Genomic DNA, 19,294 nt, shown 5'->3' with positions numbered 1-19,294 from the left:
AGGCTTTGAAAGACTTCGGTGCAACCGCTAAAGGTTCGGCCATGATGACTTTGTGCGAAATGGCTGTCGATGTCCTGACCACCGCTGATGGCCGGGAAAAAACTGCGAAATCACGTCGCTATGCGAAACAATGGTTCGAAGCCCGCAAGGCTGACACACCATTGCAGATCGGCCTTGCCGACGCGCCGCTCAGGCCAAGCCGGCCCGTGCGACCGGAACTTCTGGATCCGCGAGACGTGCCAAAACGCAAACCCGGCAGTGAACAGGGGCGGATCGCGCTGCTGCACGCTGTTGCGCATATCGAACTCAACGCGGTTGATCTGCACTGGGACATCATTCCACGCTTTGCGCATGTCAAAATGCCGATGGGTTTTTACGACGACTGGGTCAAGGCCGCCGATGAAGAATCCAAGCATTTCAACCTGATGTGCGATTGTCTTGAAGAACTGGGCAGCCATTATGGTGCGCTGCCAGCCCATGCCGGAATGTGGCGTGCCGCCGAGGATACGATCGAAGATTTCATGGGCCGCCTGGCTGTGGTGCCCATGGTTCTGGAAGCCCGGGGTCTCGACGTAACCCCCGGAATGATAAAGATTTTCAAGAATGCCAAGGCCACCAGCGCAGTCGAAGCGCTTGAAACCATCTACGCAGAGGAAGTCGGTCATGTGGCCTATGGATCCAAGTGGTTCCATTTTCTGTGCGGGCGCCATGAGCAAGACCCCAAAGAGGCCTTTCACACGCTCGTGCGCACCTATTTTCACGGTGCATTGAAGCCCCCGTTCAACGAAGAAAAGCGCGCCGAAGCGGGTTTGCCGCCTGATTTCTATTGGCCATTGACCGAGACCGCTGCTGGATGAACGGCAGATTCCAACCTGTTGAATAGGCGAAATTTTGCCATTTCGGCAACGCTGCACCGCGGAAGGCGAATCATGCGGTCAAAAAACTTGCGAAATCGTGAATGGGTGGCTAATCCGGTGTTCGGGCATCAGTTGGGGAACTGAGGTCTCGTTTGGGATGGGTCAAAAGGACGGTCGCGTGAGAACACGTCTTGCAATAAAAACACATGCGCTCATCGAGCGCTTTTTTCCAGAGCGCCGTCTTTTCCTGCGTTCGGACAACGACACACGTTTCATTCGTCTAAAGCCGGAAACCCAAGCGCTTGCCTTTGCGGGCGGTACGCTGGTTGTGGGCTGGACGATCATCGCGACAGCGATCCTGTTGATGGACAGCATTGGTGCGGGCAGCTACCGCGAACAGGCGAAACGCGAACAAATCACCTATCAGCAACGCCTGAACGAGCTATCCGGCGAACGCGACCGCCGCACAGCCGAAGCACTGGCCGCGCAAGAACGCTTTAACGCCGCTCTGGGCCAGATCTCGTTGATGCAGTCCGAATTGCTGGAATCGGAGACCCGCCGCCGCGAGCTGGAAACAGGGATCGACGTGATCCAGGTGACCCTGCGTGACACCATGAAAGAACGCGAGGCGATCACCGATCGTCTGGCCGCTCTGGAAACCCAGATCGAAGACGGTGGTACCGCACTGGCCTCTGGTGGCGAGGCGGACGGCACGCTCGACATGCTGTCGACCGCTTTGGCGCGAACCGCCGAAGAGCGCGACAAGGTCGTGGCCGACGCGCAGGCCGCGCTGGTTCGGGCCGCAGAAATGCAGGCCGAAATCGAGCTGATGGAAGACAAGAACGACAAGATCTTCCGCCAACTCGAAGAAGCAATGACCGTTTCGGTCAAGCCGCTCGACAAAATGTTCGAAAAGGCCGGAATGGATCCCGACCGCATTCTTGGGCAGGTCCGCAAAGGCTATTCGGGCCAAGGCGGACCGCTGACGCCCCTGTCCTTCTCGACCCGCGGCGAAGAAATTTCGGAAGATACCCGCCGCGCGAACAATATCCTGAGCCAGATGGACCGGCTGAACCTGTATCGAATCGCGGCTCAGAAGGCGCCATTTGCGAGCCCACTGCGCGATCCTTTCCGGTTCACTTCCGGTTTCGGCTATCGCTGGGGCCGCTTGCACGCTGGTACGGATTTCGCCGCGCCACACGGCACACCTATCTATTCCACCGCCGATGGCGTCGTCATTCATGCCGGTTGGTCGTCCGGTTATGGCCGTCTGGTCAAAATCCAGCATGAGTTCGGAATCGAGACCCGTTACGCCCACATGTCCAAAATTCGCGTTAAGGTTGGACAAAGGGTATCGCGCGGACAGCGCGTAGGTGATATGGGGAACACAGGACGGTCCACTGGCACCCACCTGCACTACGAAGTCCGTGTCGGCGGCAAACCCGTCAACCCCATGATCTATATCAAGGCTGCGAACGATGTTTTCTAAAAGCAAAATAAATGAACCGGGTGCAAACAAACCCGAAGATACCGCTGCTAAACCCGCAGCGCCCGAGGCCCCGCGCCCGAACACAGATTTCAAACCCTCCGCGCCCAAGGCCAAGCCGCCGGCGTCTGTTTTGTCCAATGATCTGCACATCACGGGCAACATCAAGACAACCGGCGACATTCAGGTCGAAGGCACCGTTGAAGGCGACATTCGTGCCCACCTGCTGACAATTGGTGAGTCCGCGACCATCAAAGGCGAAGTCATCGCTGACGATGTTGTTGTAAACGGCCGCGTGGTTGGCCGGGTGCGTGGCCTGAAGGTCCGCCTGACAGCGACAGCGCGCGTCGAAGGCGACATCATCCATAAGACAATCGCGATTGAATCCGGCGCCCATTTCGAAGGGTCGGTTCAGCGTCAGGATGATCCGCTCACCGGCGGCAAGGGCGCAGCCAAGCCACAAGCGGCACCTGCTGCAGAATAAGCTGCTTTGCACAGCACGCATTGAAAAGGCGCCCCCGGGGCGCCTTTTTCTGTTCTGGCCTCATAGCAGGAAGTCGCTTTCGCTAAGTGTCAGAGTTCCCGTCAGTTCGATCTCGAAATCTGCGATCGCATCGCCGTCGACGTCCGCTTGCACAATGGTATTGCCACCCTCAGTGCGATAGCCCAATTCTCCCGCTGTCCCGCTCAAGGCATCATCACCAATCCAATCAAAATCCTGACGGAAGCCTTGGGTGATATCAGCGTCAATCCGACTGATCTCGATCCGGTCCTCTCCGGGGGTGAAATCGGTGATGGTATCGCGCCCTTCCGGGGTGGATTCAGACAGGCTGAAAAAGATGAACCGGTCACGTGCGCTGTCATCGCCGCCGGTCAGAACATCCGCGCCTAGATTACCATAAAGCGCGTCAGCCCCGGCGCCTCCGTCCAGCGTGTCATTGCCCGAACGGCCATAGAGCCTGTCGCTAAATCCGCCACCAGCCAGCAGGTTCGCACCGCCATCGCCGCGCAGATTGTCGGCAAATCGCCCACCAATCACGTGCTCAATGCTGACAAATTCATCACCCGCCCCGGCCCCATCCACAAAGAAACGTGCGAATGCGGCGGCGCTTTGATCAATTTGCAGGTCTGCAAGCACGCGACCAGAGGCTTCTGTATAGTCGACTGTATCGTCGCCTATACCCCCCTCGAAACGCTGTGCGCCAGGCAGATTGGGCAGTATTCCACCATTCTCCGTTCCATAAAGGACGGATTCAAATATCCTGAGCAAAACATCAGTTTGCGACGTATCACTGTCAAATCCCTGATAAACAAAAACCACTCTGCCGTCTTCACCAACAGTAGGCCGAACATACAAATACTCATTCGCATCAGTGAGTTCACCGGTACTAATAGGCGCAGCAAAGACCAATTCCCCGTCAGCATCTGTTCGGAAAAAAACCACCTGCGCGATATCAGATGTCTCGGACTGCAAACTGAAAGCAACAATCACACCACCATCGGGTGTTGCCTGCACTGTCGGAAACCGAACGAAACCAGACGTATCGCCTACTGTTACAAAAGATCCTTCCCAATCAACCAGCGTCCCGTCCGGCAAAAAGCGCCTTAGGAACAAACCAGGACCGAAGTCATCCGTTCGATCATCAAAGAATCCGGTTATGACAAAGTCACCGGAACTGAGAGTGGTAACACGAGGGCGGTAAGCACTGTATGTCGATGCGTCATCTGAATACTCTGGAAAATCAATGTTTTGGCTTGGTCCAATTGGAACGGCATCGGCATCAAAAATACGAAAATTTGCCGAAGGTTGTTCAGCAATAGAGTCATAAACGGACCAAGCAACCACAAACCCGCCATCAGCCAATGCTGTTATTGAAACAGCAAACTCACTCCGCGAGCTATCTGAGGGAATAGTAAATTCATCGCCCAACGGCGTGCCATCGGCAGAAAAGTGTCGTCCTGATACCCCTGCTCCAGATCCATCAACTCCTGAATTCTCCCAAACGACAACAAAGGTTCCATCTGCCAAGAAGGCCACTTCCGGATGACTTGGCCCACCTGTGTCGTTCTGGTTTACACGTATTTCCGAGGTTAAGGGCGTACCGTCAGCGGCAAAGACCCTTACAAAGGTATCGTTGGTGTCTAAAAAACCGCCGCCTTGGCTCCAAACGATAGCAAACCTGTCATCATCAGAGTCGACATCGGAAAAAGTCTGATAGTTTTCGCTGGTCTCATTGGCGACCTGTGGGTCCGAAAAGGTATTCGATTCTTCGTTGCCAAATCCAAAATTCACTTCTCCCAAAACCGGCTGGGCTAAATTCTGGTTCCATACAACGACAATTCCATCGCCCAATGGGGCGATTTCAGGTTGGAAAGAAGGGTTGGCGCCTGGTTGAGTGAGCAGTATCGGAGAACCAAGGGGTAACACTAAAAAAACACCTATTTTTCAGAAGTCGATAACATCGCTAATGCTAGCTATTTCTTATAGGTGATTCAAAAAACCCTTAGCAACCCTTGCGGTATTACGCCTCCAACTCCGCATCCCAATACAGAAAATCCATCCAGCTTTCATGCAGATGGTTCGGCGGGAACTTTCTGCCGATGTTCAGAAGCTCTTGTGACCCGGGGCGGCGGGGCGGTTTGCGCAGGGCAAGACCGGATTGGCGCAGGCTCTTGGATCCTTTGCGCAGGTTGCACGGCGCACAGGCTGCGACGACATTTTCCCAACTGGTGATGCCCCCTGCAGCGCGCGGAACAACATGGTCAAAGGTCAAATCCCCCTTTGCACCGCAGTACTGACAACAAAATTCGTCCCTCAAAAACAAATTAAAGCGCGTGAAGGCCACGCGCTTTTGAGGTTTCACATAGTCTTTCAGGACAACAACACTGGGTATTCGCAGCGTCATGGATGGGCTGCGCACCACCTCGTCGTATTCGGCTATGATATCGACCCTGTCCAAAAACGCCGCCTTGACCGCATCCTGCCACGGCCAAAGGCTTAGCGGGTAGTAGGAAAGCGGTCTGTAGTCCGCGTTCAAGACCAAGGCGGGGTGCTGCTTCAACGCTCCGGGGGCCTTGGTAAAATTCGTTCTGAAATCGCCATCCATGCGGGGACTCGTCCTTCGCCCTGTCTGCCAGTTACCGACACCAAGGCGGGGAACCCCGCCCCAGCTTTGCGACCACTATATCTCGGGGATCAGACCTGACAACCCCCGCTAGATGATGTGTTCACAGGTGCGCATCCGGCTGTGTTCGAGCGCTCAAAAGACAGGCAGGCAGAGCATTATGCCAAGCCCACGCTTTCGCCTAGGCGGCGCATTCCCGGTGATCCGGTCTCAGATGAAGTTGATGTAGAAATCCCGCAACGCGCTGCCTTCCAGCCCGCGGGTTTTTTCCACCTCATTTTCTTTCATGTAGATGTGATTGGCCACGAGATCGTCGCCCACAGCGCTCGTCAATGCTGTGTCCGCCTTCAGGTCTGCTATCGCTTCAGCCAGATCAGCACCAACGCCTGTCTCTGCGTCGGTGTGCTCAAAACCGTCACCGGTTTCCATCGGCGGCAAATCATGGCCGTTCAGCACGCCCAGCCTTGCTGCCTGCAGAACCGCCGCGGTGGCCGTGTATGGATTTGCACTGGCGTCCGCCATCCGGTGCTCGAGGCGGGCTTTGTCGCCCGCACTGCTGGTCCGGATTGTCACGTTGCGGTGGTCGCCACCCCAGTTTTGCCAGTACCCGGCCAACGAGGCAGGTTGCAGACGTTCATAAGAATTGACGCTTGGTGCAATGAGCCCAGCCAACCCCTTGTGGTGGCGCAACAATCCCGCAACGCAGCCTTTTGCCAAATCGCTCAGGCCATCTTGGGCGGCGTTGGTAATGGCATTGCGCCCTTCCGCATCGGTAAATGAGAAATTGATATGCATACCCGACCCACCTGCATCGGCAATTGGCTTGGGCAGGAAGCTAAGCAAGATGCCGTGCTCAAACGCGATTTCCCGCGCCATGAGGCGGAACAGAACGATGTCATCAATCGCTTTGACGGCATCGTCAAAGGTCAGCGTGTATTCGAATTGCGGCGTGTCGTATTCACTGGTGATTAGGTCGAGGTTGAATCCCATCTGGTCGGCCATTTCCCAAATGCGATCATTGAACCCGAGCGGGTCTGCAAAGAGGCCCGTGCCATAAACGATAGCGCCCGGGGTGTCATAGGGGCGAAGCGTGCCATCCTCGCCGATCTGCAGGGCGAATGCCTCTAGCTCGATGCCGACTTTGGGCGTGAATCCCATGCTCGTCCAATCCGCAACCGCCCTTTTCAAAGCGCCGCGCGGGCAAAGGCTCAGTGGCTCACCATCGCCGCCATAGAGGTCACCCAGCACGATCTTGCCGCCGTCTTCCCAGCTGTCCCGCACATCTTCCCCGCGCCAACGCAGCTCCATGTCCGGGCAGCCTTCGCGCACCTTGGCGCCGGGCGCGTCCAGCAACAAATCGCGGTCGTAGTGAACGGCAAAGGTCGCAACGGCAAACCGTGTGCTGGCATCTCCGAATTTGCTGGGCGGCAGGTACTTGCCTCGCATCATGCTGAGGCCATCACAGAAAAGGGCGCGGAGTCTGTTTGGCATGGTGTGTCCTTAAAGCTGAACCGTGACCGGAAGGTGTTTGATCCCGCCCACGAAGTTGGAGCGCAGGAACTGCACGTCACCGGCAGGTTCTATGGATTTTAGCCGCCGGGCAAGTTCTTGCATCAGGATGCGAATTTCGAGCCGGGCAAGATGCATGCCCAGACAGACGTGCGGGCCGTTCTGCCCGAAAGACAAATGGTTATTCTTTGTCCGCTTCAGATTGATCCGAAACGGATCCTCGATCGCGTCAGGATCGCGGTTGGCCGAGCACCACCAATACACAACCTTGTCGCCAGCCCGGATCGTCTTGTCGTGGACCACCGTATCTTGCGTGCAGGTGCGCCTGAAATAGGTCGCGGGCGTGGCCCAGCGGATGATTTCGTCGGCAGCCGTATCCCAGACATCTTCGGTTTGCATCTGCCGCAAAAGCTCGGGCTTTTGACTGATCGCATGAATGCCCGCCGCGATCGAATACCGCGTCGTGTCGTTTCCGGCGGCCACGAGAAGACAAAAGAAGTTGCGAAACTCGGCTTCGGAGATGACCGATCCATCTTTGGCCGGCTTCAGGATCATGTGCAGGATACCATTGGTATCGCCGGCCTTGGCCTTTTGCTCCATCAGTTCTTTTGCATAGCCATAGAGTTCGGCCCCGGCGGGCGAATTGAACGGCATCAGGCGGTATTCGTCGGTCTTTAGCTGATCAACAACATGATCGGTGAAATCCGGGTCCGAATTGGCCATCAGGGCATCGCCCTTTTCGACCAACCAATCGAGATCGCTTTCGGGCAGCCCCATGATCCGGCCCAACATACGCATGGGCAATTCGCGGGCGATTTCGCGCGTTGCATTGAAAGTGCCTTGCGCCAGTGCCTTGTCGAGGATCGGACCACACAGATCGACAATGTCCTTTGAGAAACTGGCGACTGAGGTTTTGGCAAAAGCCTTGAAGACCTTCATGCGGGTCATCAGGTGTTCCGGTGCATCGGTCTCCTGAAAGGTGCGCCGGGCGAGGTATTCCTCACGCGTTTGATCTTCGATGCGGATGCCTTGAGCAGACGAAAAAACCTTGGCGTTTCCGTTCATCTGGGAAATGTCCGCGTTGCGGGTAATGGACCAGAACGGCTCGCCCCCATCCCACTCGGTCCAGTGGACCGGGTCTTCGCGTCGAAGACGGGCGAATGTATTGTGCGGAACGCCATTCGAATAGGTGTCGTGGCTGACAATATCAGCATATCCGTCATCATCTGGCGCCCACATCGACATCGAATGCCATTCCTTTGCTTGCCGCTGGCATTTAATGTATATTATGCAAACCTATAAATATGCACATGTCAAACGGAACCTGTCATGCACCTGGCAATACTGGTCACAAACACGGATCTCTCAGACTTTGCCCGCAGCCATCCGCTGGATGGCGAGAAGTTCACCAAAATGGTGCAGACGGTTCGGCCCGATTGGGAATGCTCGGTCTTTCTGGTGCATCAGAACGAATTCCCAGCGACCCTCGAAGGTTTTGACGGCCTCATCATCACCGGCAGCCCAGCTTCAGTCCATGATCCCGAAACGTGGGTCGCGCGGCTGCTGGATGTGATCAGAACAACCGACCTGCCGATCTACGGGGCGTGCTATGGACATCAGGCTATTGCGCTGGCTCTGGGCGGCAAAGTGGAGGCCAATCCACACGGATGGAGCTTTGGGCTGGAACACTGCCGGATCACCGATCCGCAACCGTGGATGTCTAAATTGGGCGAACAGTACCGCCAGTTCGCCGCCCACAAAGAACAGGTCACCGCCCTGCCCCCAAAGGCCCGGATCATCGCAAAAGCCGATGGCGTGCCCTGCGCCGGGTTTGCCATAGACAACCGCATTTACACCTCGCAAAACCACCCGGAAATGACGGCGGATTTCTTCAAAGCTCTGGTAGATGAATTCAGGGACGCGCTGGGGCCTGAGGTTGCTGCCAAAGCCAAATCATCAATGAAGCAGACAGATGACAATCTGGCCTATTCCCACAGCATCGCCGCTTTCTTTGAACAGGCGGTCAATTAGCAGCGGCCAACAAATCCATTACCGTATCGAGGCCATATTCAAAATGCTGCTTCATCGCGCCGCGCGCGGCCAGCGCATCCTTTGATTTGATATAGGCGCTGATCGTCTTGTGTTCGCTGACCGATGCCGCTGTGGCCCCTTTGAATGCATAGCGGTTTCGGTAATAGGCCATCAGTTTTCTGGCCGTCAGTTTGATCATCTCGCTCAGATAGGGGTTGGCCGCCGCATCAATGATGATTTCGTGAAATTGCAGGTTAAGCTGATAGTATTCGCGATGCGCAGCATCCCCATGCGCCGCCAGATGGCGTTCCGATGCCTTGATATTTTCATCCAGACGGGCTGCCGTTTCGTCGGTGGCGCGCCGCGCGGCCAGCTCTGCGGCCTGCGCTTCCAGTGTGGCGTGAAGCTCAAGGATCTGCAGGAACTCGTTGGTGTCCGGTTTGAACAGCTTGGCGCCCCGGCGCCCGCCACGCAGGATCAAACCGTCAGACTCCAGCCGAATAAACGCTTCGCGCACCGGTGTTCGGGAAACGCCCAGCTCTTCGGCGATACCCGTTTCATCGAGCACCTGCCCCGGAAGATAGGTACCCTGATCAATCCGCTGTATTATCGTTTCAATAACGTAGGTTGTCTGATTGGCCATGCGCGCAGTCTGCTACAGCTGTCCGGGCATGTCATCCGATAATCAGACCGCCGGGTGACCGCAGGATAGCGCCGGAATGGAACCGGCATTTGCAACTAGCAAAGCGCTTGCAGCACCCGGTCCATCATTGCGTCACAGGCAGAAAGCTCGGTCTTGCGCAAACCTTCGTCCGGCTTGTGCCCATCCGTAGACATATCCCCCGGCCCGACAACCACGGTGTCCAGACCAAGTTCGGCGAAAAAACCTGCCTCAGTTCCAAATGGAACCTTGGTGGTTTTTGCGCTGCCAGCCAGCGCCTGAGCCAAACAAACTGCATCTCCCGCAGCGTCCGTTTCAAGACCGGGATAGGCCGTGATCTGTTCGACCGTCAGCGGCGGAACATCGGGATAACCGATACTGACCTGATCGGCGATGGCCTGAATTTCGGTTTTGATGTCCTGCAACGGTGTTTCAGCAAGATGACGGGCTTCCATGGCCAGCGTCACCTGATCCGGCACGATATTCAACGCCCGCCCGCCACGGATCTGCCCGACGTGCAGCGTGGAATACGGAATGCTGTAGGCATCATCTTTTGCAGCGCACGCCACGCGGTCCTGCAGTGCGCGGATGCGCTGAACAAAATCTGCGGCGACGTGGATTGCATTCACAAACGCGGGTGCAAGTGCACTGTGCCCTGCCTGTCCGTGACAGGTGACGTCGAAGGCCGCCTTGCCCTTGTGGCCTGTTGCGACCTGCATGGAAGTCGGCTCACCCACGACCACCAGACGTGGCTGCCCGAGCAGCGGCGCCAATGCGGGCAGCATGTGCTGAATGCCAACGCAGCCCACCTCTTCATCATAGGACAGCACGAGGCTCAGCGGCGCATTGAGGGGCTGGTTGCCTGCTCGTTCGGCCAAGGCCAGAGTCGAGGCGAGAAACCCTTTCATATCCGTGGTGCCACGCCCAAAGACATGTGTGTCAGTGCCTGTCAGGGTGAACGGATCGCGGGTCCAGTGTTGCCCGTCCGTGGGCACCACGTCCGTGTGTCCCGACAGGCAAATCCCCCCCGGTCCCTCTGGCCCAATGCGGGCATGCAGCCCGGCCTTGCTGCCATCCGCAGACGGAATAGGTGTCACCGCAAATCCGGCGTCGCGCAACAAGCCATGCGCCCAGTCGATCAGATCCAGATTGCTGGTGTGACTGACCGTTGGAAAGGCAATCAGCCGGTCCAGCAGTTCCAAAGTGCGCGACATGTCTATTCCCTGCTCAGGCTGCGCAGAACGGACAACACTTCATCTGCGCTGGTGTCTGCGTTCACAATACACAAGCGAAACACCTTTTCACCCCGCCAGACTGTCGGCAGACAAAGCAACGCACCGGAGCGGCGATGGATTTCAGCCCATTCGTCCATCTCGGCATCGCTTAGTTCGGTCGGGCGAAACAGGATCACCGAAAGCTGCGGGCCCAGAATTCGCTCGACCCTGGGCATAGCATCCAGCCCGTCCGCAATGGCGCGCGCGGTGGCGACTGTCTGGGCAATCGCTTTGCCATAAGCGCGGGTGCCATGGGTCGCCAGCGCATACCAAAGCGGCAACCCCCGCGCCCGTCTGGTCAGATGCAGCGCATAGTCGGACGGGTTCCAATGGGTCTTGTCCACCACGTCGAGATAAGGCCCGCTTTGCCCATGCGCATTCGCGCCATCCGCAGCGTTACGGTAAACCAACGCGCAACTGTCATAGGGTGCAAACAACCATTTGTGGGGATCGACAATAAAGCTGTGCGCCCGGTCAATCCCATCGAAAACAGGACGTGTGCCGGGATCGGCCAGTGCGGCCAACCCATAGGCACCGTCCAGATGAAGCCAAAGCGCATGATCCTCAGCCAGATCGGCCAATCCCGCGATATCGTCAACCGCGCCAGAGTTGGTCGCGCCAGCGTTCGCGACAATGGCAAAGACACGCGGCTCATAGGCTTGCCGTGCCGCCTCGGCGCTCATCCGGCCTGCGGCATCGGATGGAACTTCGATCAGATCCACGTCCATCACCCGAGCAACCGCAGCAATAGAGCTATGGGCTTCTTTTGAGCATAGGATGGCGGGCCGCCCCTGACGTGGGGCGCGCTGATCCTTCCAGCTGCGCGCGGCATGCAGCGCACTGAGGTTGCCCAGCGTTCCGCCGGCGACAAAGACGCCGCCAGCCTGATCGCCCCATCCTGCCAGATCGGCCAGCCATCGCAGCGCCTGATTTTCTGCATGGATGGCCCCAGCCCCACCATCCCAGTTGCCCGCGAAAATCCCGGTGGCCCCCAGCGCCGCATCAAAACTGAGTGCGGCTGGATTGGGGGCCGATGCAACAAAGCTGAGCGAAGTCGGATGCCCAAATGGCCGTGTCGATGGCACGATGGTTTCGGTGAACAACGCAAAGGCCGCATCCGCGCCCATGCCCTCTTCGGTGATGGAACCGCCCAGAACAGGTTCGAGTTCCGCGTGGCTTTGCGCGCCGTGCGTCGGGTCAGGACCGTTAAGAATGCGATCCTGTGTCCAGCTCAGTATGCGGTCTACTTCGCTTTCGGGAAATGAAAAGACCGCCATCAATCAATCGCCAGTTCCGCGATTTCGCGGCGGAACGGCAAGGCATCACCAATATCGGCTGTGTCGAGTTCGCGGGCATAGCGATGCCCGGCATAGGTGGCCCAGGCGATCGGCCCGGGGGCATTGGCATCCCCAATCAGCTTGACCGACTTGATACCGGCATCAGCCCATTCCGCTTCGCGTGATTTCAGGTCGTTGAAAACCGCGTTGTTTTCGAGCTTTGCACTGACCAACAACACGGCATCGCACTCGATCTCGCGCAGCTGTTCGGTGAACATGCAGTTTGTCACGGCGTGATCCGCGGCGATCGCGGTCACCCCGCGATTCAATTCGATCACAACACCCATTTGTGCCAAGCGACGATGGATTTCGTGCTGCTCCAAGGTGTTGAGCGTCCACTCGCTGACATAGGCAGCGGGCGTTACAAGCGTCACGCGGCATCCTTTCTGGATCAGCAACTCTGCCATGACGCCGCCCATGTAATAGTGATCGTCATCATAAATCACGACATGGCCCGAGGGCGCAGCGCCATCCATCAGGTCATCGGGTGTAAAAATCGGCATCGCTTCGCTGGTTGGAAACGGGACCACGTGCTGGCGGGCGACACCATCGCGCCGCCACTTTGCGCCCGTTGCAATACAGACGTTTTCAAACCCGAATTCCAGAATACTGGACGCATCCAGTTCACTGTCGAAATAAGTCTCAACATTGGCTTTCTGGCTGAGTTGGTATTCGCGGTAGTCTGCAACCCTGCCCCAAGCACTCAGGCCCGGAAGCTGGCGTTCCCGGGCAACCCGCCCACCCAGTTGCCGCGTTGCTTCGGCCAGCGCAACATCATAGCCGCGTTCCGCCAAGGCCCGGGCCGCTTCGAGACCGGCCGGACCAGAGCCGACAACCAGTACGTTCGAGCTGTCGCCTTTGGTATTCATGCGCTCCGGGTGCCAGCCCTTGCGCCATTCCTCCATGAATGTCGGGTTTTGCGTGCACCGACTGATCGACATAGTCATGTCTCCGGTGATGCAAATGTTGCATCCGATACATTCGCGAATGTCCTCGACCCGCCCTTCTTCTATCTTCTTGGGCAGGAAGGGATCCGCAATCGATGGGCGGGCACAGCCAATGAAATCCAGTGTCCCCGTTTTAACCATCTTGGCCATAACATCCGGGCTGGTGAAACGGCCCACCCCGACAATCGGTTTGTCGGTCAGTTCGTGAATGCCTTTGACCAGCGCATGCTGCGCGGCTTCTTCTTTGAACCGCGACGGACCTGAGCAGTCTTCCCAAGTGCCCTGAGCAAGATCCCACAAGTCAGGAAGATTGCGATTCATCTCAACGAATTCGCGCACTTCGGCATTGGAAAAGCCCAGCTCACCGATGGTTTCGTCCAAAGACACCCGCAGAGTAAGCCCCATGGTATCACCCACTGCATCCCGAATGTCTGCGACCACTTCGTTCACGAAACGTGCGCGATTTTCGAGGCTCCCACCGTATTCATCGGTCCTGTGATTTGTTGCGCGGCTCAGGAAGTGTTGAAAGATCCCGAAACCATGGGCTCCGTAGAGACAAATCAGATCAAATCCCGCATTCTTTGAACGCTTGGCTGCATTCACGAACCAGCGCCGCAAATCGCGGATATCGCTCTTGTCCAAAGCCCGTGCCTGAACCGGATCATTGGTAAAGGTGCGAATGGGCTGGGCCGACACCGCCAGCGGCACTTCCTTGCTGTATAGGTTCGGCCCGTTCACCCCCGAATAGGCCAGCTGAATGCCCGCCAAGGCGCCGTATTCCTTCATTTTTTCCGACATCTTGCGCAGCATCGGGATGTCTTTGTCTTCCCACAGACGCAGTTCGATAAAGGGGGCAATCTCGGACGAATGATGCATCTCGCATTGTTCGGTGAAAATGACCCCCCATCCGCCTTCGGCCTTGGTCCCGCGCATCGCAGCCGCCGCAGACGGATCGCGATAGCCGCCGCCGTTGCAGTGGGGGACCTGATAGAAACGGTTCTTGGCCGTGACGGGCCCGATCTGCATCGGCTCGAAAAGAATGTCGTAGCGGGGATCACGCACGGGAAACTACTCCTTCAAGGGATGGGCTCTGGCCTAGTGGTGACAGATTTGGGGATTAGGCTAAAGTCATGGATACGGAAGCGTGAGTTAGGAAGGGCTTAACCTTCGCTGACAAGGGACAGCCCCGGGTAGCCCCAGCCGGCGATCGTCTGTGAGGCATGATCGACGAAGGCATCAACCGACAGAATATTTCGAGCACCGTCCGGCAGAATGAAACCCAGATTCAGCGGACGCAGCCCCCCTTCGAGCGGGATGAACCGTAGCGCCCGCCCGTCCGGCGACAAATCCGAATGTGGGCGGATGTTGGCCACTGAGAATCCAAATCCATTGGCGACCAAAGACCGCATTACGGCCATATCCCGCGTCCGTTCCGCAATGGTCGGCGTGACCCCCGCCTGTTCAAAAGCGCTCATAAAGTAGTTTCGGCTGATCGGCAGATCCAGCAGCACCATGGGATATTCGACCAGAGACTTGGCCGACACGGTTTTGCGGCTGGCCAGTGGATGATCAGCAGAGACCACGGCATAGAGCGGCAGTGATCTGAGTGGGACAAAATCAAGATCGGGCGGAACTTCCAGATCATAGGTCAGTGCGACATCGATCTCTGCGCGCCTCAACTTCTCGATCAGGGTTTGCTGATCGCATTCGATCTGCGTCACCTGCACGTCGACATATTTGTTTTGAAACCCGCGCCGAATGGCCGGAAGCAAAACCTGCGCGAAGGTCAGCAGACATCCGACGTTGAGCGGGCCCTGCACCTTCCCGGAAATGGCAAGCGCGAGACCATTCAGACTGTCGGCCTCAGCCAGAACCTTGCGGGCCTGCTCCATGAATTGTCGTCCCGCCTGTGTCAGGCTCAGACCATGGGCGTGCTTGCGCACGAACAGCGGCAGGCCAAACTCTTCTTCCAGTTGGGAAATCGCAGCGGAAATTGAGGGCGAAGATACGTTCACCATCGCGCTGGCCTGCGCAATCGATCCTTGTTCGCCAACGGTGACGAAGTATTCGAGCTGTCGAAGAGTGAAACGCAATGCCATGGGAAGACTATGGCTAGGTCGCGTATTTGATCCAAGTCGTTTTTAGCGCGGTGTATTTGTCAAAGCTGTGCAGCGACAGATCCCGCCCGAAACCCGATTGTTTCATCCCGCCAAATGGCGTCATAGCGCTGAGCGCATCAACAGTGTTCACCGAAACGGTTCCTGCCATCAACCGATCGGACACCCGTAAGGCGCGCCCAAGGTTGTCTGTCCAGACAGATGCCGCAAGGCCATAGATGCTGTCATTGGCCATGCGTATGGCATCGTCCTCGCTGTCAAAAGGAATGACCGAGAGCACGGGTCCGAATATTTCATCCCGCGCCAATGGGTCTTCATGCGCCACGTCATCAAAGATTGTCGGCTGCACAAAGCAGCCTTTGCCGTCAACCTGCACCTGTTCGCCGCCTGTCGCCAATCTGGCCGTTTGCTTTCCGGCCTCGATAAAGCGCATGACACCCTCGGTCTGGGTGCGGTCCACCATAGCCCCCATTTTCGAGGCAGGATCCAAAGGATCGCCCGGCTGCATGCCCTGCGCTCGCTCAATGAGCTTGTCGACAAAGGCGTCCTTGATCGAACGTTCAACATAGAGCCGCGAATTGGCCGAGCAGACTTCGCCTTGGTTAAAGAAGATGCCAAATGCCGCCATATCCGCAGCCGCATCCAGATTTTCGCAATCTGCAAACACAAGATTGGGGCTCTTGCCACCGGTTTCCGGCCAGACCTGTTTCATGTTCGACTGGCCGGAGTATTCCATGAATTTCTTGCCGATCGCCGTCGAGCCGGTAAAGGCGAGGCAATCCACATCGTTGTGCATTCCCAACGCCTGACCGGCTGTGTGGCCATAGCCGGGCACGACATTGAACACACCATCAGGCACCCCCGCTTCGACGGCCAGTTCCGCAAGACGCAGGGCCGAAAGCGGCGATTGCTCGGCAGGTTTCAGCACCACAGAATTGCCCGCGGCCAGGGCTGCCGCGGCTTTCCACGTCGCCATATCCAGCGGGAAGTTCCACGGGGTCACAGCCCCGACAACACCCAGAGGCACCCGAGACACCAACGCAAGATCACCGGGCCCGGTCGGCGCCACTTCGTCATAGACCTTGTCGATGGCTTCCGCATACCACTGGAAGAATTGGGCCGAACCGGGCGCGTCAATTGTCGCTGCATCGGTCACAAGTTTTCCCATATCCAGACTGTCGAGCAGCGCAAATTCTTCGAGATTTTCACGGATGAGATCGGCCAGCTTCAACAAGACTGCTTTGCGGTGACCGGGGTCGACCCGCGACCAAACACCGGCCTCAAACGCAGACCGGGCCGCAGTCACAGCCCGGTCCACATCGGCTGCACCGCAAGAGGCGACATCGGCCAAAACGGCGTCTGTCGCCGGATTGATCGATTGAAAGGTTTCCCCCGAAATCGCGTCGACGAACTTGCCGCCGATAAAAGCCTGACTTCGAAACGTCAGCCCGGACGCGCGCTTGGCCCAATCGGCTCTGGTATAGTCCATCTTCATGACCTCCTTGTCTTATTCGTCGCCGTCTTATTCGTCGCCGGGAACGCCATAGGATGGCGCCTCGCGCGGGTCCAAAGCCCGTTGAACATAAGCTTCGAGTTGCGGCTTGTAGATGTCCCATGCCGCCGCGATGTTTTCGATCGGACAATCTTCGGTCCAGTCGCAGCGCAGATCAGCCACCGGCCAGGCAACCTTGTCGACAATCAACATCCCGGCCGAGTGGACAGGCCCTGCCTCTCCGCCAGCGGACAGTCCGGCGCGCATCGCGGCGATCAGCCGATCCCCGATATGTCCGGTGCTGCTCAGAAAGCCGTCCACCACTGCCTGCGGAATGGTCTCGTTGGCCAGAAGGTTGCCACCCGATGCCACGTCCGGCCCCTGCGCCTGCGTCCAGATACCCAGCGAATTCGGCCCGGAATGGATCGCTGTGTTGCCATGTTTGTCCACGGCCAGAACCTGCCGGTATTCGATGAACCTGCCCTGATCGCGAACACCGGAAATGGCTTCGGCGGCGCTCATCCCACCCTGCATCAGGTCCAGCGCAAAAGGACCAAGCGTCGGATCCGTGACATTTTGCGAGGCAACGGCCCCGACACCGGCGCGTGCATAGGCGCAGCGTGCCGCAACAGCGGGTGAGGACGAAGCAATCGCCAATCCGAACATGCCTGTTTCCGCGCAGCGCGCGACCAATGAGAACGTCATTCCGGGATCACCGCGGTGCCGTCGATTTCCACCAGCCATTCGGGCCGCGCCAGTGCCTGCACGACCAATCCAGTAGAAACAGGATGAACACCTTTGATGTATTCACCCATCGTTCGGTACACCGCTTCGCGATGGCGAACGTCCGTGATGTAGACAACGACTTTGACGAGGTGTTCCATGGAACCGCCTGCCTCTTCTATCAATTGGCGAATGTTCTGCATGACCTTGTGGGTCTGGACCACCGGATCATGGCTGTCGATGTTTTGCGCATCATCGAGATTTTGCGGGCATTGCCCGCGCAGCCAGACGGTCTTGCCGCCCTGCGTGACAACCGCCTGACACAGATCGTTGTCCAGGTTCTGTTCAGGATAGGTTTCGCGCGTGTTGAATTTTCGAATGCGAGTATGCGCCATAGGTCTTCCGTTTCCTTGCTGGGCTATTCGGCCGCAGCGGTGACAACCGCCGCTTCACCGTCATAGTCGGCATATGCCCTTTGAATGGCAATCTGATCCGCGACGAATTTGGCATCATGCCAAACACCCCACAGAAAGGTGGAGCCCCGGCGCGACTGCCAAGGCAGCCCGAGAAAGTACACGCCCGGTTCCTTGGAAACGCCACGCTGGTGAACCGGCGCCCCGTTTTCGTCAAAGGCATCAACCTTGAGCCACCCGAAGTCCTGTTTGTACCCGGTCGCCCAGATGATCGTGCTGATGCCTTCGGCCTCAAGATTGAGCGAAGTAAGCGGAGAGATCAGGCTGTCGGGATCAGGCCACTTCTTGCGCGCATCGGGATCGGGCGGCAAATCAAGGCCCATTGTCTCGGCATAGGCGTCAGCGGCATCCAGCAATTTTGCGTGGTTGTCGTCGCCAGCGTCAATGTTCTTGCGGACGTCATCGGCAAAGTGCAGCGCGCCATCCGCGAACCCTTCGGTGCGCCCCACCAAGGTGACGCCTTCGCCGCCCAACCTGCGAAAGTCCATGGTCTGCCCGCCATAGGCACCACTGACCGAGATCGTGACGTGCTCTGTTCCCGGCTCTTGCGCGGCCATGTCCCAAAGGCCCAGAACCCCCAACCACCAGACGAAATCCCGCCCGCGATAGCGGCGCGGTGGTCTCTCGTGGGGGCCAACGGACAAAAACACCTTGCGACCGGCCCTGTTCAGTTCGTCGGCGATCTGCGCACCCGAGGACCCGGCCCCGACGACCATGATGGCATCGTCGGCAAGCTGTTCGGGATTTCGGTATGCGGCCGAATGGATCTGCGCGACCTTGGTGTCTTGCGGAACGACGGGGGGAATGACCGGTATCTGAAAGGCCCCTGTCGCGGAAACGATGCGTGTCGCTTCGATAGCACCTTGCGAGGTTTCAACGCGGAACCCGCCGCGGCCCTTGATCCGCTCTGCGCTGTGCACAGTAACGCCGGTTCGGACCGGCGCTTGAACCATTTCGGCGTATTCTTCGATGTAAGCGGCGACGCGATCTTTGTTTACGAATTCATCCGGCGCGTTACCGGTAAATTCAAGGTTTGGGAAACGGTCATGCCAAACCGGGCCATTGGTAACCAGCGCATCCCAGCGTGACGTGCGCCATGCTTCGGCGATGCGGTTCTTCTCCAGCACCAAGAAAGGCACGCCAAGCGCGGCCAGATGTTCAGAAAGCGCGATACCCGCCTGCCCAGCGCCGACAACGAGCGTGTCAATTTTTTCCACTGGCATCTGTCAATCCTCCCGAGCGGTTGCGCTCAAGATTGCTGT

Annotated in this window: 17 protein-coding genes; 4 read left to right on the top strand and 13 right to left on the bottom strand. The window is 57.6% G+C overall.

What is annotated here, in order from left to right:
• The first annotated feature begins 41 nt into the window (after positions 1-41).
• The 3 genes from PFY00_RS14685 (at position 42) to PFY00_RS14675 (ending at position 2,827) form a co-directional block, all read left to right on the top strand.
• Positions 42-857, top strand: coding sequence for a ferritin-like domain-containing protein (locus tag PFY00_RS14685; protein ID WP_271433335.1), 816 nt, complete (start codon positions 42-44; stop codon positions 855-857).
• A 178-nt stretch (positions 858-1,035) separates the two neighbouring features.
• Entirely contained in the window at positions 1,036-2,346 is a 1,311-nt protein-coding gene (locus tag PFY00_RS14680) for a M23 family metallopeptidase (RefSeq protein ID WP_271433334.1), read from the top strand.
• Positions 2,336-2,827: a bactofilin family protein gene (locus tag PFY00_RS14675; protein ID WP_271433333.1), complete on the top strand. Its 492-nt coding sequence runs from the start codon at positions 2,336-2,338 to the stop codon at positions 2,825-2,827. Before PFY00_RS14680 ends, PFY00_RS14675 begins: the two co-directional genes overlap by 11 nt.
• A 60-nt stretch (positions 2,828-2,887) precedes the next feature.
• Here the strand turns inward: PFY00_RS14675 and PFY00_RS14670 are convergent, their stop codons facing one another.
• The 4 genes from PFY00_RS14670 to PFY00_RS14655 all read right to left on the bottom strand — a co-directional run bounded on the left by PFY00_RS14670 (position 2,888) and on the right by PFY00_RS14655 (position 8,222).
• Complete coding sequence (locus PFY00_RS14670; protein WP_271433332.1) at positions 2,888-4,696, bottom strand: M10 family metallopeptidase C-terminal domain-containing protein; 1,809 nt, start codon at positions 4,694-4,696, stop codon at positions 2,888-2,890.
• Between the two features lie 169 nt (positions 4,697-4,865).
• A complete protein-coding gene (locus PFY00_RS14665; protein WP_271433331.1) occupies positions 4,866-5,450 on the bottom strand; it encodes an HNH endonuclease in 585 nt (194 codons plus the stop codon).
• Positions 5,451-5,678: 228 nt separating this feature from the next.
• Positions 5,679-6,959: a type I glutamate--ammonia ligase gene (locus PFY00_RS14660; protein WP_271433330.1), complete on the bottom strand. Its 1,281-nt coding sequence runs from the start codon at positions 6,957-6,959 to the stop codon at positions 5,679-5,681.
• Between the two features lie 9 nt (positions 6,960-6,968).
• On the bottom strand, positions 6,969-8,222 hold the full coding sequence (locus tag PFY00_RS14655) for a cytochrome P450 (RefSeq protein ID WP_271433329.1): 1,254 nt from the start codon (positions 8,220-8,222) through the stop codon (positions 6,969-6,971).
• 84 nt (positions 8,223-8,306) lie between these two features.
• On the opposite strand from PFY00_RS14655, the gene PFY00_RS14650 reads away from it, so the two are divergent.
• Positions 8,307-9,008, top strand: coding sequence for a type 1 glutamine amidotransferase (locus PFY00_RS14650; RefSeq protein WP_271433328.1), 702 nt, complete (start codon positions 8,307-8,309; stop codon positions 9,006-9,008).
• Here the strand turns inward: PFY00_RS14650 and PFY00_RS14645 are convergent.
• The 9 genes from PFY00_RS14645 to PFY00_RS14605 all read right to left on the bottom strand — a co-directional run bounded on the left by PFY00_RS14645 (position 9,001) and on the right by PFY00_RS14605 (position 19,255).
• Positions 9,001-9,651 (bottom strand): GntR family transcriptional regulator, encoded by a 651-nt coding sequence (locus PFY00_RS14645; protein ID WP_271433327.1) that lies wholly within the window; start codon positions 9,649-9,651, stop codon positions 9,001-9,003. The two genes, PFY00_RS14650 and PFY00_RS14645, sit on opposite strands and share 8 nt — an antisense overlap.
• Positions 9,652-9,746: 95 nt before the next feature.
• Positions 9,747-10,883 (bottom strand): acetylornithine deacetylase, encoded by a 1,137-nt coding sequence (gene argE / locus PFY00_RS14640; RefSeq protein WP_271433326.1) that lies wholly within the window; start codon positions 10,881-10,883, stop codon positions 9,747-9,749.
• A 2-nt stretch (positions 10,884-10,885) separates the two neighbouring features.
• Positions 10,886-12,220 carry a pyridoxal phosphate-dependent decarboxylase family protein gene (locus PFY00_RS14635; protein WP_271433325.1) on the bottom strand — a complete coding sequence of 445 codons (1,335 nt, stop codon included), beginning with the start codon at positions 12,218-12,220 and terminating at the stop codon, positions 10,886-10,888.
• Positions 12,220-14,289, bottom strand: a complete 2,070-nt coding sequence (locus PFY00_RS14630) for an oxidoreductase (RefSeq protein WP_271433324.1) — start codon at positions 14,287-14,289, stop codon at positions 12,220-12,222. The genes PFY00_RS14635 and PFY00_RS14630 overlap by 1 nt, the downstream gene beginning before the upstream one ends.
• A gap of 98 nt (positions 14,290-14,387) precedes the next feature.
• Entirely contained in the window at positions 14,388-15,326 is a 939-nt protein-coding gene (locus tag PFY00_RS14625) for a LysR family transcriptional regulator (RefSeq protein WP_271433323.1), read from the bottom strand.
• Between the two features lie 13 nt (positions 15,327-15,339).
• On the bottom strand, positions 15,340-16,833 hold the full coding sequence (locus PFY00_RS14620; RefSeq protein WP_271433322.1) for an aldehyde dehydrogenase: 1,494 nt from the start codon (positions 16,831-16,833) through the stop codon (positions 15,340-15,342).
• 33 nt (positions 16,834-16,866) lie between these two features.
• Positions 16,867-17,541 (bottom strand): DUF1028 domain-containing protein, encoded by a 675-nt coding sequence (locus PFY00_RS14615; RefSeq protein ID WP_271433321.1) that lies wholly within the window; start codon positions 17,539-17,541, stop codon positions 16,867-16,869.
• The gene (locus PFY00_RS14610; protein ID WP_271433320.1) at positions 17,538-17,954 is read right to left on the bottom strand and encodes a RidA family protein; all 417 of its coding nucleotides are present in this window, start codon (positions 17,952-17,954) and stop codon (positions 17,538-17,540) included. The genes PFY00_RS14615 and PFY00_RS14610 overlap by 4 nt, the downstream gene beginning before the upstream one ends.
• A 23-nt stretch (positions 17,955-17,977) precedes the next feature.
• Positions 17,978-19,255 carry a flavin-containing monooxygenase gene (locus PFY00_RS14605; protein ID WP_271433319.1) on the bottom strand — a complete coding sequence of 426 codons (1,278 nt, stop codon included), beginning with the start codon at positions 19,253-19,255 and terminating at the stop codon, positions 17,978-17,980.
• Positions 19,256-19,294 lie beyond the last annotated feature (39 nt).

It is taken from the genome of Thalassococcus lentus (genome assembly GCF_028023555.1).
GTDB lineage: Bacteria > Pseudomonadota > Alphaproteobacteria > Rhodobacterales > Rhodobacteraceae > Thalassococcus_A > Thalassococcus_A lentus.
The sequence above is the reverse complement of the archived record's forward strand: the minus strand, read 5'-3'. Positions and strand labels throughout refer to the sequence as shown.

Coding starts and splice junctions, on each gene's coding strand:
- PFY00_RS14675 (WP_271433333.1), top strand. CDS start 2,336: ATGTTTTCTAAAAGCAAAATAAATGAACCGGGTGCAAACAAACCCGAA.
- PFY00_RS14655 (WP_271433329.1), bottom strand. CDS start 8,222: ATGTCGATGTGGGCGCCAGATGATGACGGATATGCTGATATTGTCAGC.
- PFY00_RS14645 (WP_271433327.1), bottom strand. CDS start 9,651: ATGGCCAATCAGACAACCTACGTTATTGAAACGATAATACAGCGGATT.
- PFY00_RS14625 (WP_271433323.1), bottom strand. CDS start 15,326: ATGGCATTGCGTTTCACTCTTCGACAGCTCGAATACTTCGTCACCGTT.
- PFY00_RS14635 (WP_271433325.1), bottom strand. CDS start 12,220: ATGGCGGTCTTTTCATTTCCCGAAAGCGAAGTAGACCGCATACTGAGC.
- PFY00_RS14685 (WP_271433335.1), top strand. CDS start 42: ATGATGACTTTGTGCGAAATGGCTGTCGATGTCCTGACCACCGCTGAT.
- PFY00_RS14650 (WP_271433328.1), top strand. CDS start 8,307: ATGCACCTGGCAATACTGGTCACAAACACGGATCTCTCAGACTTTGCC.
- PFY00_RS14620 (WP_271433322.1), bottom strand. CDS start 16,833: ATGGACTATACCAGAGCCGATTGGGCCAAGCGCGCGTCCGGGCTGACG.
- PFY00_RS14610 (WP_271433320.1), bottom strand. CDS start 17,954: ATGGCGCATACTCGCATTCGAAAATTCAACACGCGCGAAACCTATCCT.
- PFY00_RS14605 (WP_271433319.1), bottom strand. CDS start 19,255: ATGCCAGTGGAAAAAATTGACACGCTCGTTGTCGGCGCTGGGCAGGCG.
- PFY00_RS14665 (WP_271433331.1), bottom strand. CDS start 5,450: ATGGATGGCGATTTCAGAACGAATTTTACCAAGGCCCCCGGAGCGTTG.
- argE (WP_271433326.1), bottom strand. CDS start 10,883: ATGTCGCGCACTTTGGAACTGCTGGACCGGCTGATTGCCTTTCCAACG.
- PFY00_RS14615 (WP_271433321.1), bottom strand. CDS start 17,541: ATGACGTTCTCATTGGTCGCGCGCTGCGCGGAAACAGGCATGTTCGGA.
- PFY00_RS14660 (WP_271433330.1), bottom strand. CDS start 6,959: ATGCCAAACAGACTCCGCGCCCTTTTCTGTGATGGCCTCAGCATGATG.